This window comes from Microvirga sp. P5_D2 (assembly GCF_054049475.1).
In genome coordinates, this window is record NZ_JBFUMH010000004.1 from 15246 (window position 1) to 31966 (window position 16721).

General features: G+C 62.1%; 15 protein-coding genes and 1 tRNA gene. 5 read left to right on the plus strand and 11 right to left on the minus strand.

Annotated features, from left to right (window positions below; all coding sequences use genetic code 11):
• Nucleotides 1–116 precede the first annotated feature (116 nt).
• The 3 genes from ACXJKO_RS02605 to ACXJKO_RS02615 form a co-directional block, all read right to left on the minus strand.
• Nucleotides 117–902 (minus strand): ATP-binding cassette domain-containing protein, encoded by a 786-nt coding sequence (locus ACXJKO_RS02605; protein ID WP_457089517.1) that lies wholly within the window; start codon nucleotides 900–902, stop codon nucleotides 117–119.
• Complete coding sequence (locus ACXJKO_RS02610; protein WP_457089518.1) at nucleotides 902–2044, minus strand: ABC transporter permease; 1143 nt, start codon at nucleotides 2042–2044, stop codon at nucleotides 902–904. Before ACXJKO_RS02610 ends, ACXJKO_RS02605 begins: the two co-directional genes overlap by 1 nt.
• A 73-nt stretch (nucleotides 2045–2117) precedes the next feature.
• Nucleotides 2118–3059: a sugar ABC transporter substrate-binding protein gene (locus ACXJKO_RS02615; protein WP_457089519.1), complete on the minus strand. Its 942-nt coding sequence runs from the start codon at nucleotides 3057–3059 to the stop codon at nucleotides 2118–2120.
• Nucleotides 3060–3316: 257 nt separating this feature from the next.
• On the opposite strand from ACXJKO_RS02615, the gene ACXJKO_RS02620 reads away from it, so the two are divergent.
• Nucleotides 3317–4177 (plus strand): MurR/RpiR family transcriptional regulator, encoded by an 861-nt coding sequence (locus ACXJKO_RS02620; protein ID WP_457089520.1) that lies wholly within the window; start codon nucleotides 3317–3319, stop codon nucleotides 4175–4177.
• 262 nt (nucleotides 4178–4439) lie between these two features.
• Here ACXJKO_RS02620 and iolG read toward each other — a convergent pair whose 3' ends face one another.
• Complete coding sequence (iolG, locus tag ACXJKO_RS02625; RefSeq protein WP_457089521.1) at nucleotides 4440–5429, minus strand: inositol 2-dehydrogenase; 990 nt, start codon at nucleotides 5427–5429, stop codon at nucleotides 4440–4442.
• A gap of 144 nt (nucleotides 5430–5573) precedes the next feature.
• Here iolG and ACXJKO_RS02630 point away from each other — a divergent pair, with 144 nt between their 5' ends.
• From ACXJKO_RS02630 to iolB, 4 genes are all read left to right on the plus strand, one after another.
• Nucleotides 5574–7487 (plus strand): bifunctional 5-dehydro-2-deoxygluconokinase/5-dehydro-2-deoxyphosphogluconate aldolase, encoded by a 1914-nt coding sequence (locus ACXJKO_RS02630; protein WP_457089522.1) that lies wholly within the window; start codon nucleotides 5574–5576, stop codon nucleotides 7485–7487.
• 101 nt (nucleotides 7488–7588) lie between these two features.
• Nucleotides 7589–9436, plus strand: coding sequence for a 3D-(3,5/4)-trihydroxycyclohexane-1,2-dione acylhydrolase (decyclizing) (gene iolD, locus ACXJKO_RS02635; RefSeq protein WP_457089523.1), 1848 nt, complete (start codon nucleotides 7589–7591; stop codon nucleotides 9434–9436).
• A gap of 23 nt (nucleotides 9437–9459) precedes the next feature.
• Entirely contained in the window at nucleotides 9460–10344 is an 885-nt protein-coding gene (gene iolE, locus ACXJKO_RS02640) for a myo-inosose-2 dehydratase (RefSeq protein ID WP_457089524.1), read from the plus strand.
• Between the two features lie 12 nt (nucleotides 10345–10356).
• A complete protein-coding gene (iolB, locus tag ACXJKO_RS02645; RefSeq protein ID WP_457089525.1) occupies nucleotides 10357–11154 on the plus strand; it encodes a 5-deoxy-glucuronate isomerase in 798 nt (265 codons plus the stop codon).
• A 30-nt stretch (nucleotides 11155–11184) separates the two neighbouring features.
• On the opposite strand, the gene ACXJKO_RS02650 is transcribed toward iolB, so the two are convergent.
• The 7 genes from ACXJKO_RS02650 to ACXJKO_RS02680 all read right to left on the minus strand — a co-directional run bounded on the left by ACXJKO_RS02650 (nucleotide 11185) and on the right by ACXJKO_RS02680 (nucleotide 16721).
• On the minus strand, nucleotides 11185–11619 hold the full coding sequence (locus tag ACXJKO_RS02650; protein ID WP_457089526.1) for a PilZ domain-containing protein: 435 nt from the start codon (nucleotides 11617–11619) through the stop codon (nucleotides 11185–11187).
• A 197-nt stretch (nucleotides 11620–11816) separates the two neighbouring features.
• On the minus strand, nucleotides 11817–12146 hold the full coding sequence (locus ACXJKO_RS02655; protein WP_457089527.1) for a hypothetical protein: 330 nt from the start codon (nucleotides 12144–12146) through the stop codon (nucleotides 11817–11819).
• Between the two features lie 219 nt (nucleotides 12147–12365).
• On the minus strand, nucleotides 12366–13133 hold the full coding sequence (locus ACXJKO_RS02660; protein WP_457089528.1) for a LuxR C-terminal-related transcriptional regulator: 768 nt from the start codon (nucleotides 13131–13133) through the stop codon (nucleotides 12366–12368).
• A 314-nt stretch (nucleotides 13134–13447) separates the two neighbouring features.
• Nucleotides 13448–13524: transfer RNA gene (locus tag ACXJKO_RS02665), tRNA-Arg, on the minus strand.
• Between the two features lie 215 nt (nucleotides 13525–13739).
• Nucleotides 13740–14417: a TerC family protein gene (locus tag ACXJKO_RS02670; protein WP_457089529.1), complete on the minus strand. Its 678-nt coding sequence runs from the start codon at nucleotides 14415–14417 to the stop codon at nucleotides 13740–13742.
• A gap of 661 nt (nucleotides 14418–15078) precedes the next feature.
• Entirely contained in the window at nucleotides 15079–15819 is a 741-nt protein-coding gene (locus ACXJKO_RS02675) for a pseudouridine synthase (protein ID WP_457089530.1), read from the minus strand.
• Nucleotides 15816–16721: a class I SAM-dependent methyltransferase gene (locus ACXJKO_RS02680; RefSeq protein WP_457089635.1), complete on the minus strand. Its 906-nt coding sequence runs from the start codon at nucleotides 16719–16721 to the stop codon at nucleotides 15816–15818. Before ACXJKO_RS02680 ends, ACXJKO_RS02675 begins: the two co-directional genes overlap by 4 nt.

Sequence of the window (16721 nt, forward strand, 5' to 3'; positions counted from 1 at the left end):
GAGCAGGCAGAGCCTGCGTCTCGAAGGATCGTCCAGTGGTCTCTGGAAACGCCCTCGTCCTTCCATCCAGTCGCTGCGTGATCCCTCAGGATGAAGGCTACATTTGTCGTTGGGTCCTAGACCATCCCGCCGAGTTCCTTCGACACGGCCTGCAATTCCTTGCCGCCGGCCATGAGGTTCTGCAGTTCCTCAATCTGGATATCGGACTTCGCATACGTCCCCAGCGTCTTCCCGCGATTGAGCACGGTGAACCGGTCGCCCACCGCGTAGGCGTGGCGCACGTTGTGCGTGATGAAGATGACGCCGAGGCCCTTTTGGCGGACCTGATGGATGTACTTCAACACCATGGACGTCTGCGCAACGCCGAGCGCGGACGTCGGCTCGTCGAGAATCAGCACCTTCGCGCCGAAATAGACCGCGCGGGCAATCGCCACGCATTGCCGCTCGCCGCCGGAGAGCGTACCCACAGCCTGATGCGGATCGCGCACGTCGATGCCGATCTTGTGCATCTCGTCCTGCGTGACGGCATCGCAATGATCGAAATCCACCCGGCGGAAGGGCCAGACACCCTTCACCGGCTCGCGRCCCATGAAGAAATTGCGCGTCACCGACATGAGCGGGATCATSGCSAGGTCCTGGTAGACCGTGGCGATGCCCGCGTCCAACGCGTCGCGTGGGCTCGTGAAGGTCACGGGCTGGCCCTCCACCATGAAATCGCCCGAGGTCGGCCTGTGCACGCCGGCAAGCGTCTTGATGAGCGTGGACTTGCCCGCGCCGTTGTCGCCCAGCAGGCACATCACCTCGCCGCGATGGACGGAGAGCGAGACGCCCGACAGGGCGATGACGGAGCCGAAATGCTTGACGAGATTGCGAACTTCGATGAGCGGAGCTTGGCTATCCATCACCGTTCTCCCGTCACCTTGCGGCGGATGAAGTTGTTGAACAGAACCGCCAGCAGCAGCATGGCGCCGAGGAACACCTGGAACCAATCCGAATCGAACCTCGTATAGGTGAGGCCGATGGAGACCATGCCGAAGATGATGGCGCCGAAGAATGCGCCGATGGCCGAGCCGTAGCCGCCGGTGAGAAGGCAGCCGCCGATCACCGCCGCGATGATGGCCTCGAACTCTTTCTGGAAGCCGCGCCGCGCATCCGTCGAGCCTGCATCGAGCACCGTGAGGATTGCGACCAGGGCGGCGGCGCAGGCGGTGAGCATGAAGAGACCGGTCTTCACCCGGTCCACCGGCACGCCGGAATTGCGCGCGGAATTCGCGTCACCACCGGAGGCGAAGATCCAGTTTCCGGCGCGGGTGCGCAGCAGGATCCAGGTGGCGAGAAGCGCGATGCCGATGAACCAGAGGATGGACACGGGCACGCCGGTGACCGTGGGCGTTCCATTCGGAAATTTTGCGATGAGATTGTTGGCGGCAAGCCAGGAGAACAAGCCTTCGAGCGCTGTGCCGGAAAAGATTTCCCGCACGAAGTCCCCGCCCGAATCCGCGCCGATGCCGCGCATCTGCGTGGAGCCGCCGGTCGCCCATTTAAGTCCCACCAGCGACAGGCCGCGCAGGATGAACAGGAAGGCAAGCGTCACGATAAACGACGGCAGACGCGTGCGGATAACGATCTGCCCGTTCAAGCCCCCGAGAACGGCGGCGACCACGAAGGTCGCGAGAATTGCGAGAAGAAGCGGCCAGCCGGAGAGAGTCACGAAGCTGCCGAAGACGAGGCCGGTGAACGCCACCATGGAGCCGATGGAAAGATCGAACTCGCCGCCGATCATGAGCAGGGCAGCCGCGATGGCGAGAATGCCGAGCTGAGATGCCGGCGAGAGAATGTTCATCACGCCCGCCAGCGTGAACATCGACGGGTCGGCGGTGGACATGAAGAAGATGGCGACCAGCACGAGACCTGCCAGCGCACCGAGCTCGGGGCGGCGCATGATCTTCGTCAGGACGGACACCTCCCTGAGGCGTTCATCCTGAATTTTCTTGACGGCAGGCGCCGGAGACACATCGGCGGTCGGCTGGGTGGTGTGCACCATGAGAGCCTCCCTTGAAACAATCGCATGTAAGAGGAAGCCCGCGGTTCCTTGCGGCCGCGGGCTTCGATGAGGCTTAGCGAATGCCCTTCGCGGAGAGATCGATCACCTGAGCGGCCTTTTCCTTGGTGATCAGGTTCGGGCCGGAAGGAACATTGCCGCCGGGCATGAGGCCGTATTTCGCGTTGAGCGCGAGGAAGGCCACAGGCAGATAGCCCTGCAGGAATTGCTGCTGGTCGATGGCGAAGACCGCCTCGCCCGCAGCGATCGCCTTGAGGAAGCCGGCGGACATATCGAACGTCGCCACGCGAACAGTGCCTGTCTTGCCGGCATCCTTCACCGCCGCAACGCTCGGCTCGCCCGCCGTGCCGGCACCCAGCGCCAGCACCGTATCGACGGTGCCGTCAGCGGCGAGCGCCGCCTTCACCTTGGCCCGGATATCGGTCGGGTCGTTCGATACCGGCAGCACCGTCACCTTGCCGCCGAAGCCTTCCGAGAAACCCTTGCAGCGCAGATCGAGCGAGACGTTACCGACTTCCTGGTTGACGCAGATGCCGACCTTGCCGCCCATCTCCTTGAGCTTCCCGCCGGCGATGCGTCCGGCCTCGACCTCATCTTGCCCCACATGGAGCATGGCGCCGAGCTTCTTCGACACGTCGGAGCCCGAATTCATGGAGATCACCGGGATGCCGGCGGCCACAGCCTTCTGGATCGAGGCGGTGAGTGCCGACGCATCGGGGATCGAGACCACGAGGCCCGCGGGCTTCTGGTTCACGGCAGCATCGATGAGCTGGCTCATGGACACCATGTCGAAGGTTTCGGGCGCGCGGTAATCGACTTGGACATTCATGTCCTTGCCGGCCTCTGAGACGCCGTTCTTCACGACGGACCAGAACGGATCGTTGGCCTGTCCGTGGGTGACGACGATGATGCGCCCGCCCTGCTGGGCAGCGACAGGCGCGACGGCGGCAACGGTCAGGGCCGCAGCGGCGACGAGACCGGTCAGATAAGATTTCATATGCTTCCTCCCAAATGGGTTCCCTGGCCCCAACGCGCCGGATTTCGACACGCCGGGTGCCCTCGCCCCCACTCAGGAACAGAAGAAAGCAAAATTGTTTTTCAGCCGAATCACCGGCCTTTGATGGCGCTTCCTCTGCCGACCCGGTCGCCTACGATGTAGAACGCCAGAACCTTTTTGTTTATATAGTGGAATATTCATTCCATTTTCTGTGGATCGGTGTCAAGGTCCCCGATCTTAGGCCTAAGGTAGAGAGAATGGAGACCGGGAAAAGCATCGACGTGACAGAATCTGCCAGAGAATTGCCAGGCGACTACGAGGGTCTGCGGATGCTGCTGCTCAGCCGCAGGGAGACGATGCCCAAGCGCCTCAAGCAACTGGCCGCCTTTGCCATGGAGCATCCCGAGGAGGTTGCCTTCGGTACGGTCGCCGGCATCGCGGAGCATGCGGGCGTGCAGCCCTCCACCCTGGTGCGCTTTGCCAAAAGCCTCGGCTATGACGGCTTCTCCCATCTCCAGCAGATCTTCCGCGACCGCCTTCGCGAGCGCTTTCCCGATTACCGCGAACGCTTGAAAGGTTTGCGCATCCTGGAGGGAGACCACGTTCATGCAGCCTCCCTGTTGGAGGGCTTCACCAATGCGGCCGCGATCTCACTCGACAAAATGCGCGAGTCGGTGCGGCCGGAGGAACTCTCCCGCGCCATCGAGACCCTTGCGAAAGCCGACACGATCTATCTTCTCGGCGCGCGCCGGGTGTTTCCCATTTCCGCTTATTGCGCTTATGCCTTCGGCAAGCTCGGTGTGCGGGCGATCCTGATCGATCACATTGCCCAGCTCGGCCCGGAGCAGCTCGCCACCGCCTCCGAGCGCGACGCGGTTCTCGCCATCAGCTTCACGCCTTATGCGCCGATCACCGCCGATCTCGCAGCGACCGCCGCCCGGCGCAACATCCCCGTGGTGGCGATCACGGATTCAGCCTTCAGCCCATTGGTAACGAGCGCCGATGTGTGGATCGAAGTGGCGGAAGCGGATTTCGGCGCATTCCGTTCGCTCTCGGCAACATTCGCGCTTGCGATGGCGCTGGCCGTGGGCACGGCGGAGAAGCGGGCGGAAGGCTGACGCACTCCCCGTCATGACCGGCTTTGTGCCGGTGATCCGCGCCTTCATGGCCAACCTATCACCCTGAGGAGCCTGCAAATCAGGCTTCTCGAAGGAGTATCCAATGCTCGCTGGAATCTCCTTCGAGACAGTCACTTCGCGACTTCCTCAGGATGAGGTTTGTATTTTCTAAAACGTGAATGGCCAGGACAAGCCCGGCCATGACGGAAAGTGCAATCTCGTAAATTCGGATCGACTTAGCTGTCCGGTATGACGCCCGGGATCAGACCTTAACCGGCTTTCCGCTCTGCGCCGACTCTGTCGCCGCATCCGCCAACCGCTGCGCCATCAGGCCGTCGCGGCCGTTGGGATTGCACGGCTTGCTGTCGCGGACGGCGTTGAGGAACGTGGTGAGTTCGTCGCGATAGGCGTCCGCATAGCGCTCCAGGAAGAAGTCCTGTACCGGATCGGCGGTGATGCCGGAGGCGTTCGCCACTTCCACCGTCGTGCGGTGGATGTTGCCCGCGCGGATCATGCCCTTCGAGCCATGCACTTCGATACGCTGGTCGTAGCCGTAGGTAGCGCGTCGGGAGCAGGAGATCTGCACGATCTTGCCCTTGGCGGTCTTCAGCATGACGGCGGCGGTATCAACGTCGCCCGCCTCGCCGATGGCCTTGTCCACGAGGGAGGAGCCGAGCGCGTGCACTTCCACCGGCTCATCGCCGAGCAGCAGAAAGCGCGCCATGTCGAGATCGTGAATCATCATGTCGCGGAACAGGCCGCCGGAGGTCTTGATGTAGCTCACCGGCGGCGGGCCGGGATCGCGGGAGAGAATCGTCACCAGTTCCACATCACCCACTTCGCCATCGGCAAGGCGCTTTTGCAGGGAAGCGAAGTTGGGATCGAACCGGCGGTTGAAGCCGATCATCAGCGGCGTGCCGGCCTTCTCGACCACGCCGAGGCAGCTCACGATGCGCTCGCTCGAAAGATCGACGGGCTTCTCACAGAACACGGCCTTGCCGGCCTTCGCGCCGCGCTCGATGAGATCGGCATGGGTCGTGGTGGGCGTGCAGACGAGAATGGCGTCCACATCGGAGCGTTCTACAATCTCCTCAAGCGGCGAGACCTCGGCACCGGTCGCCGCCGCGAGTTCCTGCGCGGAAGGCGCATGCGGGTCCGCCACCGCAACGAGGCGGGCATCGGGATGGTTGGCGGCGTTACGCCCATGAATGCGGCCGATGCGGCCAGCGCCCAAAACGGCGATCCTGATCATGTTTCCCCCAATATGTTTTGCCGGCTTCCAGAAAATTTGGAATTGAAATTCCAGTACCAGATGCTAATAGAATAAACATTCCATAAGTTCAAGGGCCGGAGGCCCTGACGCGATCTTATAAGGTCGTGCCCTGGGAGGAAGAGCATGAAGCCAGCCCTGGATGTGATCACCATGGGTCGCGCCTCTGTCGATCTGTATGGCCAGCAGGTGGGCGGCCGGCTCGAGGACATGGCCTCGTTCTCGAAGGCTGTCGGCGGTTGCCCGGCCAACATCGCCATCGGCACCGCACGGCTCGGCCTGAAGTCCGGTCTCATCACCCGCGTCGGCGACGAGGCCATGGGCCGGTTCATCCGCGAGCAGATGGAGCGCGAGGGCGTTGCGACGCGAGGCATCGTCACCGACAAGCAGCGCCTGACTGCTCTCGTGATTCTCGGCGTGCGGGACGAGGATTCCTTCCCGCTCATCTTCTATCGCGACAATTGCGCGGACATGGCGCTCAGCGAAGACGATGTGGACGAAAGTTTCGTCGCCTCGGCCGCCGCCATCGTCGTGACTGGCACGCACTTCTCCCGACAGAACACCGCCGCCGCGCAGAAGAAGGCGATCCGCATCGCGAAGGCCAACGGACGCAAGGTCGTGTTCGACGTGGATTACCGCCCCAACCTCTGGGGCCTTCTCGGCCACGGAGCGGGCGAGTCGCGCTATGTGCGCTCGGACGCGGTGACGGAACACTTGAAGCCGATTCTTGCCGATTGCGATCTCATCGTTGGCACAGAGGAGGAGCTGCACATTGCCGGCGGCTCCGAGGATACGCTTCAATCGATCCGCGCCATCCGCGCGGTCTCGAAAGCCACCGTCGTGTGCAAGCGCGGCCCCATGGGCTGCGTGGTCTTCCCTGGCGATATTCCGGATTCGCTCGATGACGGCGTGAAAGGCCCCGGCTTCCCGGTGGAGGTCTTCAACGTGCTTGGCGCGGGCGATGCCTTCCTCTCCGGCTTCCTGCGCGGTTGGCTGAAGGACGAGAAGCTGGAGACCTGCTGCGCTTATGCCAATGCRAGCGGTGCGTTTGCCGTGTCGCGCTTGCTCTGCTCGCCGGAAATTCCGACTTTCCCGGAGCTGCAGCACTTCCTCAAGGAAGGCAGCCGTCATAAGGCGCTGCGCTTCGACGAGGATATCAACCACATCCATTGGTCGACGACGCGCCGTCCCTCTCCCGACACGCTCATGGCGCTTGCCATCGACCACCGCATGCAGCTGGAGGTGATGGCCAAGGAAGTGGGCGCTTCAATCGACCGCATCCCCGACTTCAAGGTTCTGGCCGTGCAGGCTGCCGCCAAAGTGGCGAACGGGCGTGACGGGTTCGGCATGCTGATCGACGGCACCTATGGCCGCGAAGCCCTGTTTCGCGCCGCCGATCACCCGTTCTGGATCGGCCGCCCCGTCGAATTGCCGGGCTCGCGCCCGCTCGATTTCGAAGGCGGCGGCAGCATCGGCGCGAAGCTGGTGGAATGGCCGGTGGGCCACACCATCAAGTGCCTGTGCTTCTACCATCCCGACGATTCAGCTGAACTGAAGGCTCAGCAGGAGCGCGAGCTGCTTCGTATCCACGACGCCGCACGCCGCATAGGCCGTGAGCTTCTGGTAGAGATCATCGCGGGCAAGCATGGACCGCTGAAGACCGATACGGTCGCCGGCATCGTGCAGCATCTCTACGATCTCGGCATCAAGCCGGATTGGTGGAAGCTGGAGCCGCAGCAGGACAAGGCCGCATGGCACGCCATCGGCAAGGTGATCACGAAGAACGATCCCTATTGCCGCGGTATCGTGCTGCTCGGCCTCGAAGCGCCTGAAGACGAGTTGGAAGCGGCCTTCGCCGCCGCCGCCAGCGAGCCGCAGGTGAAGGGCTTCGCGGTCGGACGCACGATCTTCAACGACGCCGCGCGGCGCTGGCTGAAGGGCGAGATTTCGGACGAAGCCGCCGTCGCCGACATGGCCGGCCGCTTCCAGCGCCTCGTCGATTGCTGGCAGCGCGTATCGGGCCAAGCTAAGGCTGCCTAAGACGAAGGGCGGAGCCGATCCTCGGCTTCGCCCTCTTTTCATGACCAACAAAACCTGAGAACGCTGCCGACATCACGCGGCGCATTTTGAGAGAAACGCTCATGAGCACGATCTGCCTCACCATGGCGCAAGCCGTCGCCCGGTTCCTCACCGCGCAGAAGACGGAGATCGACGGGAAAATCCTGCCGCTGTTCGGCGGTGTCTGGGCCATCTTCGGCCATGGTAACGTGGCGGGCATGGGCGAGGCGCTGCATGGCGTGCGCGATCAGCTTCCCACCTTCCGCGCCCATAACGAGCAGGGCATGGCCCATGCGGCTGTCGCCTTCGCCAAAGCCTCGCGCCGGCGCCGCATGATGGCCTGCACCACCTCCATCGGTCCCGGCGCGACGAACATGGTGACGGCGGTTGCCGTCGCCCATGTGAACCGCATTCCCGTGCTGCTTCTGCCCGGCGACGTATTCGCCAATCGCAAGCCCGATCCGGTGCTGCAGCAGATCGAGAATTTTGCCGACGGAACGGTTTCGGCGAACGACWGCTTCAAGCCCGTTTCCCGCTATTTCGACCGCATCACGCGCCCCGAGCAGATCATCCCCGCGCTCCAGCGCGCCATGGCCGTTCTCACCGATCCTGCCGATTGCGGGCCGGTGACGCTGGCGCTCTGCCAGGACACGCAGGCCGAGGCCTACGACTACCCTGAGAGCTTCTTCGCGGAGAAAGTCTGGACGCCGCGCCGCATTCGCCCGGACGAGGCGGAGCTCGCCGAGGCTGTCAACCTCATCCGCAATGCCAAGAAGCCTTTCATCGTGGCAGGCGGCGGCGTCCTCTATTCGGATGCTGAAAAGGTTCTCGCGGATTTCGCGCAGAAGCACAGCCTCTTCGTGGGCGAGACGCAGGCCGGAAAATCCAGCCTCCTCCATGACCATCAGGCCAATCTCGGCGCCATCGGCGTGACCGGAACGGGTGCTGCGAATGCCCTTGCCGAGGATGCCGATGTGGTGATCGCGGTGGGCACGCGCCTTCAGGATTTCACCACCGGCTCCTGGGCTCTGTTCAAGAACCCGAACCGCAAGATCGTCGGCCTCAACGTGCAGGCTTTCGACGCCTCGAAGCATAACGCGCTGCCGCTGGTTTCAGACGCGCGCGTAGGCCTCGAAGAATTGAGCCGCGCACTCGGCAGCTGGAAAGCGCCTGACGCTTGGACGTCGAGGGGCCGCGAGGAAAAATCCCGCTGGTTCGATTCCTCCGCGCGCTTCACCGACCCGACGAATGCAGAGCTGCCCTCCGATGCGCAGGTGATCGGCGCGGTGCAGCGCACCTCTTCGCCGACCGATGTGGTCGTCTGCGCGGCAGGCGGCCTTCCGGGCGAGCTGCACAAGCATTGGAAGGCGAGCGCGGCGCTCGGCTACCACATGGAATACGGCTATTCCTGCATGGGCTACGAGATCGCGGGCGGACTCGGCGTGAAGATGGCCGATCCCTTCCGCGAGGTGATCGTGATGGTGGGCGACGGCTCCTATCTCATGATGAATTCGGAGCTTGCCACTTCCGTGATGCTGGGCAAGAAGCTCATCGTCGTGCTGCTCGACAATCGCGGCTATGGCTGCATCAACCGCCTGCAGCGCGCGACCGGCGGCGAGAGCTTCAACAACCTCTTGCAGCACACCAATCATGTGACGCTGCCCGACATCGATTTTACCGCCCATGCGGCAAGCCTCGGCGCGCAATCGCTGAAGGTGAAGAGCATCGCGGAACTCGAGGACGCGCTGAAGAAGGCGCGCAATGCCGAGCGCAGCACCGTCATCGTCATCGATACCGACCCGCTCATCTCCACCGATGAGGGCGGCCATTGGTGGGATGTGGCGGTGCCGGAAGTGTCCGTCCGCGATCAGGTGAAGACCGCGCGCAAGAATTACGAAACCGCCCTCGCCGCGCAGCGCGTGGGCGATTGATTGAAAAAGAAGGGTAACGAGAAATGACGATCCGCATCGGGGCGAATCCTATCGGCTGGTCCAATGACGACATGCAGGAACTCGGGGGCGAGACGCCGCTGGAGGTGTGCCTTGCCGAGGCCAAGGAAGCCGGCTTCGAGGGCATGGAACTCGGCAACAAGTTTCCGCGCGAGCCGGAAGCGTTGAAGAAGGCGCTCGCGCCCTTCGGCATGGCCTGCGTATCCGGCTGGTATTCCGCCGAGCTGCTGAAGCGCGATGCGGATGCGGAGATGAAGGCGCTGCGCCCGCATTTGGACCTGTTGAAAGCCATGGGCTCGAATGTGCTCGTCTTCGCCGAGACCTCGAACGCCATTCACGGCGACCGCTCGAAGCCGCTCTCGCAGCGCCCGGTGATGAAGGATGGCGACTGGGCTGAGTTCGGCCGCCGCATCACTGACGTCGCCGAGCGGACGCTGCAGGAAGGCGTGCGCGTGGTGTACCATCACCACATGGGCACCATTGTGGAATCCGAGGCGGACATCGACGCCTTCATGCGCTCGACGGGCGATGCGGTCCACCTGCTGCTCGATACCGGCCACGCCACCTGGGGCGGCGCCGATCCCGCAGCGCTCGCCCGTCGCTATCGTAGCCGCATCAGCCATGTTCATACGAAGGATGTGCGCAAAGCGGTGATGGAGAAGTCGAAGGCTGAAGGCTGGAGCTTCCTCGATTCGGTGATCGAAGGCGTCTATACTGTGCCGGGCGACGGCATGGTGGATTTCGTTTCCGTGTTCAAGGAACTGCCGGGCTATAGCGGTTGGGTGGTGATCGAGGCGGAGCAGGACCCCAAGAAGGCTCATCCGCTCACCTATGCCAAGATGGGCTACGCCAATCTCACGCGCTTCCTGAAGGAAGCCGGCCTGCGATAAGGAATGCACGCGATGTCAAAGCTTCTCGTCAAACCGTCGAAGCCCGATACAAACGGGCGCATCCACACGATCACGCCGGCTTCAGCCGGCTGGACCTATGTGGGCTTCGAGGTCTACCAGCTTAAAAGCGGTCAGACCTTGCAGCAGCAGACGGAGGATCGCGAAGCCTGCATCGTCATGCTCTCAGGTAAGGCGCGCGTGAGCGCGTCGGGACAGGATTTCGGCGTGATCGGCGGGCGCTCCTCGCCGTTCGAGCCCGATCCGTGGTCGCTCTATGCGCCTGCCAAATCCGAATGGTCGTTGAGCGCCGAGACGGATTGCGAGATCGCCATCTGTACCGCGCCCGCGGAAGGTAAGCTGCCGGCGCGCGTGATCCGTCCCGATCAGGTCGGCCAGGAAACGCGTGGCAAGAGCACCAACACGCGCCATGTGCGCAACATCCTGCCCGAGTCGGAGCCCGCGGAAAGCTTGCTCGTGGTGGAGGTCATCACGCCCTCAGGCCATTGGTCCAGCTATCCGCCGCACAAGCACGACCGGGACATGCTGCCCAACGAGTCGCTTCTGGAAGAGACCTACTACCACCGGCTCAACCCACCCTCAGGCTTCGCGCTGCAGCGGGTCTACACGGATGACCGCTCGCTCGACGAGACGCTGGCGGCGGCCAATAGCGATGTGGTGCTGGTGCCCAAGGGCTATCACCCGGTCGGTGCGCCGCATGGCTATGAGCTGTATTACCTGAATGTGATGGCCGGGCCGAAGCGGGTCTGGAAGTTCCACAACGATCCGGACCACGAATGGATGCTCAAGTAACGGATCGGTGAATACCGCTGACCGGCAAGGTCAGCGGTCGATCTCCAGCTTCAGCTGAATCACATCGACGGAAACGCCGAGAAGGCGCGCGATGTTATGGCGGGCGTCCTCGATGATGTCCGGAACGCTGGCAGGCTCTTTCTTGATCGCAAGAACCCTGCCTTGGGATTTGGTGGCGGAAGGCTTTCGAATAGGTTCGCCTGCATCGTCCTTAAGAAACATCACGCCGTGGTTCTGGCCGTCATACCACATGATCTGGGCCTGGCGGACGAGCTTCCGTTTCGGGACCTGCAATTCGAACTCGGCGGGAACTTTGACGGGCTGGGCGAATACGATCCGAGCCCCCGTCTCCGATAGATCGCGCACGATGCACTCCATCCGGGACAGCCGATTGTTGTAGATAATGTGCCCCTCAAGAAGAGTGCGCGAACGCGGACTGGCGCGACGCTGCTCGACCGGTTCCATGTGTTCCCCCTCACCGTGGCATGCCATATGGCAGAAATGCCAAGGCAAACCTAGTCGGCTACATCTACTAGGCCATTTGGCCGATCATGCTGCAGCCTCAGGCAAGGAGGGGCTGCCGGACAGCTGGCAACCTGAAAGTAATATAGTATCCGCTGGGTGACAACCTGACGTAGCGGCTTCAGGCGATGGCATCCCTGTCAGGGATTGGCGGCCCATCCGGCGATAGTGGACGGAATCTGCTTCACGTCCGCATCCGGCCTCGCGATCGGACGAGGCAGTTGCGGCCGGGCCATGCATTCACGCATGTGGTCGTAGCGGGCATCCTTGATGATGGCGCGGTAATTATTCAAGGAATGGTTCCGGGTCCGATACATGAGCCTGGTTTCTTTATAGCAGGCGTTCCACCGCACATCGCGATCCTGCATCATGCGTGTTTGAGGCGCTGGAAGGGCCGCCCATTCCTGAGCGAACGTCCCTGCAGGCATGAGAACTGACACGATGAACGTCGGTAAGATCAAAGCACGCATGTGAGCACTCCCTAGTAAGGAGCATAAGCCTTTTCGGGACGCAACGTTGCACGTATTTCAGCGCTACTACGGGTTACTCCGATCAACTTAGGAACTCTTTCGCTTTTTATACTTCTGTTGGGTTTTTAGATCTGTCCATCACCAAACGAATTCTTCCGCCACCAATTCGTGTGGGTGGCGGTGGATTCTGTGGGCAATGAGGTGGGGTCGGGAAAAGCCCTAGTCTGAGCTGACCATAGGCCCCTGGCTCAAATGACGCTGAGCCCACATAGCAGCCTGGGTGCGGTTGGCGACTTTCGCTTTCCTCAGAATGGCCTTGATGTGCACTTTGACCGTCGCCTCAGCAACACCGAGCTGCCGCGCGATATGTTTGTTGGAAGAGCCGTCGATGAGACAGCGCAGGATCTGGGTTTCGCGTTCCGACAAACGCTGGGGCGCGCTGCCGTGAGCGCGCATCGGAATGACATTCTCGCCGTTAGCGCCCAGAAGATCAGTGGGATTGGCCTCCAGAAGTGCAAGCCCCATCGAGGATGGAATGAAGCGCTCGCCGAGCATCACGAGTTCTAGTGCTTTCAGCAGAACGTCGCGATCCATGTCGGTTCTGCATACGCCGTCGACGCCGACCTTACAGACTTGCACCAGGGTCGCCGGTTCGAAATGATCCGCGAAGATCACCACCTGCGCCGTCGGGCATTTCTCTTTAAGACTCTCCACAATCTGCACCGGTTCACTCACGGCGCCATGCGTGCAAACGAGCAGAAGAACCGGATCCTTGCCGTCGATTGCAGGAAGATCCGCATGATCCTTGAACTCTTCCGCCGACAGGGCGAACTGAGTCCCAGAGAGGATATGGTTGAAACCGCTGCGCAACAGAACGTTCGAACAGACCAGATATGTCGAAACCGGCCGAACCGAATCGCGCGCAACGCGAATCGTCGACTCTCGATAGGCGAAGGCCTGGCTCATAGTGATGTACCCCACATCCATCCCGTCTCTATCTCACACACCTTTCAGCACCTCATCCGGAATGGACAATGAGAAGCTTGGTTCGAAGGCGCTTGTCCCGAAAAGCCCGTCCACGCATCGGGAAAGGTTCACGGCCTTAACACGACCGCAGGGTCCGGGGTTCCCCGGATGGATGCTCTCTGAAGAGGTACTACCCTACCGCTTTTCACGAGCCAGACGTATTGAGCTCGGCTGTTTGCATGAAGTCAGACGCAAGGGCGGTGGACAAATTCGCTACCGCACCGTTGAGCGGGGGCAGCTTAAAATCACAGAGGAAGAAAGATGCGCCGGGGAAATGGCGCACCCGACACGATTCGAACGTGTGACCTTTGCCTTCGGAGGGCAACGCTCTATCCAGCTGAGCTACGGGTGCATGGGGCCTTGGGCCTGCAATCTTCCCTACCCGATTAGCAGACCAAGGGCAACCTCCGCCTTGGGTGGCTGCGTAAGGCTCCTTCGGCAAAGGACGCCCATTCGAATCGTGTCGGATGCGCCGCAGGAGTGCCGCAGGCTCGATCTGAATCTATGGGGTCTGCCCCTCGACGAAGAGCGGAAGTCCCCATGTTCACTTCGAAAGCTCTGCGGGCGCTAGGCTTCCTTGGAGGCTCGCTGCCTCACGATATAGCCTAAACCGAGCACTAGGACCGCTCCGATGATCGCTGATGGAATTTCGGCCTTGTGGTCGAGCTCCTGGCCAAGCTGGCCGACGAGCCATGGATCGGAGATTAGCATTTCGCCCGCAACCCAGCCTAGGAGAGCTGCCCCGGCCCAGATCAGAAGAGGCATGCGGTCCAGAAGAGTCATGATGAGGGCGGCCCCAGCCACGATGAGCGGGATCGAGATTGCCAATCCTAAAATGAGAAGGAACGTCGAGTCCTGTGCCACGGCTGCAATCGCCAAAACATTGTCGAGGCTCATGACGGCATCGGCGATCGCGATGGTCCATACAGCGTGCAACAGGCGATCAGTCTCCTTCACCGCGCCCTCGTCGTCGTCGCCGGCAAGGAGCTTCACCGCGATCCAAAGCAGCAGTGCACCGCCCACGATCTTGAGGAAAGGCGTCGACAGGAGCGCGGCGACAAGAACCGTGAAGACGATCCGCAAGCCAACTGCCACGCCTGCACCAAGGATCATCCCGATGCGACGTTTGTCCTGAGGCAGACCGCGACACGCCAAGGCGATGACCACCGCATTGTCGCCGGACAAAATGACGTTGATCCAGATGATGCCAAGAACTTTAAGAACCTGAGGGAGGAAGACTTCCATGATTGAGAACTTCAGAAGCGTTCAGGAAGAGCAAAGGACGTGGTTTCTATCGAACTGGAAATCCAGTTCTGATGGGCAGCCCCAGCATCTCAAAGCTGTTCCTGACAGGGAGAAAAGATTGCTGCTTTCAGGCAGCTCGCGACAATCGTCCGGAAGGCATCAGAGCTGCATTCCGGAAGCGGCTCAGTCCCAGAAGCCTGGAGGGCCTGTCGCGCGCTGCGCTCCCAGGAGATGAGTATGGAAAAGCGCATCCAGGAAGCCTTGGCGGAGGAGCTCCCCACATACATTGGAGACTGTAAGGCAGGTGATGATCGGCGGGATCAGAGTGTCCGGGCCGCCATCTCCATCATTCCAGCGGTCCTGATCCGACCCGCTGCTGTCTGACAGCTCCAAAAGCGAGGGGATTTCTTCGGCGCAAAGCGGAAGCAGGCGCTCAGAAGTCGCACTTCCGATAAAAGGAAGCCATGCCAGGAACAGCAATGCTAGCAGCACCCGGGCGATGGAGCGGAAAACGCAAGAACGGGCCAACGCTCTATCCAGCTTGAGCTACGGGTGTGTGAGGCCTTGGGCCTAAGTCTTGCCTATCCGATTAGCAGGCCAAGGGCAACCGCCGCCTTGGGTGAGCGGGAGCGCCTCCTGCCCCTCGTCCGGATCAAGAGAGTCAGGCGACGGGCAGCACGAGGGCCAGGTCGGCTTCGGTGAGCAGGCGGTATTGTCCCGGCTCCAGATCCTTCGGGAGATCCAGGCTGCCGATCTTGTCGCGGTGCAGGGCGGTCACGTGGTTTCCGATCGCGGCAAACATACGCCTAACCTGGTGATAGCGGCCTTCCGTGATGGTGATATGGGCGCTCGTAGTGTCGAGCGGCTCCATGATGGCGGGCAGGAGCGGCTTGTCCTCGCCTTCGAGCATCAAGGTGCCGGCTGCGAAGATTCCCGCCTCGTCGCCTTTCAGGGGACGGTCGAGGGTGACGTGGTAGCGCTTCGCGATATTCGCGCGCGGCGAGATGATCCGGTGCAGGAGATTGCCGTCGTCCGTCATCAGGAGAAGGCCGGAGGTTTCCTTGTCCAGCCGCCCGACGGTGGAGATCGCGGGATCGCGCCGGCGCCAGCGGTCGGGCAGGAGGCTGTAGATCAAGGGCCCCGCTTCCTTGTGCGAGCAGGTCACGCCGAGCGGCTTGTGCAGCATGAGCGCGAGGCCGGGTGGCGGATCGAGGGGCTTGCCCTGAACGCGTATCCGCTCTGACAGGTCACGCGTGACGGCGATGCGCTGGTCGGCATCCTCGATTTCCACGCCGTCGAGTTTCACGAGACCGGCATGGACGAGCTGTTGCACCTCGCGGCGTGAGCCGTAGCCGAGATTGGCAAGAAGACGGTCGAGGCGGAGCGTCTGCGTCTTGCTCATTTCATGGCCTCGTACACCTTGTATCCACCGCCCTCGATGGCCGATGTCACGCGCCGGAAGAGGGGTTTGAGCACGCCCTCATACGGCAGATGGCGATTGGCCACGAGCCACAGCGTTCCGCCCGGACGCAAGGTCTCGGCTGCTTTGCGGATGAAGCTTTGGCCGAGCGATTGATCCTCCGCGCCGCCATCGTGGAAGGGTGGGTTCATCACCACGAAGTTGAGACCGCTCAACGGCAGTTTGGCACGCACATCGGCCCAGAGAATTTCGGCGCGCGGATCGTCGATGTTGCGCGCCGACATGTCCGTCGCGCGGCGGTCGAGATCGAGCATAGTGAGATGCTCGACCTTGGGCGATGTGAGAATAGCGCGCGACAGAACGCCGATGCCGCAGCCGAAATCGGCGCCCTTTCCGTTCAACGCGGGAAGGTGCTGCATGAGCAGCGCGGAGCCAGGATCGAGGCGGTTCCAGCTGAAGACTCCGGGTTGGGTCCATAGACCCAACGTATCATCGAGCACAGGCTGTCCCTCGCGGATCGCCTCATCGATGCCGGTCGCTTCGCTGGGCCGCTCGCCGGCGCAGATGCGATGATGCCGGCGCGAGGTTTCGCTGATCGCGCAGCCGAACCCTTTAAGTTCCTTAGCGAGCCGCGAGCCGCCTTTGTCCTTGGGCGCAAGGACGATGAATTCGCCGCCGGGCGCAAGCGCCTTGAGGGCAAGGGCGATGGTGTAGCGCCGCTCCACTGTTCCGGGGGGCGCGAGCACGATCATGCGGCTGAGCGAACCCTCAGCCTGAGCTTCCAGCGCGGCGGAGCCGGGCATGAGCGGCGAGAACTGAATGCTGCCCTCGGGCGCCTCCGCCAATTCGACCGGAGGCGCTCCGTAGACGCCCGATGGTTTCAT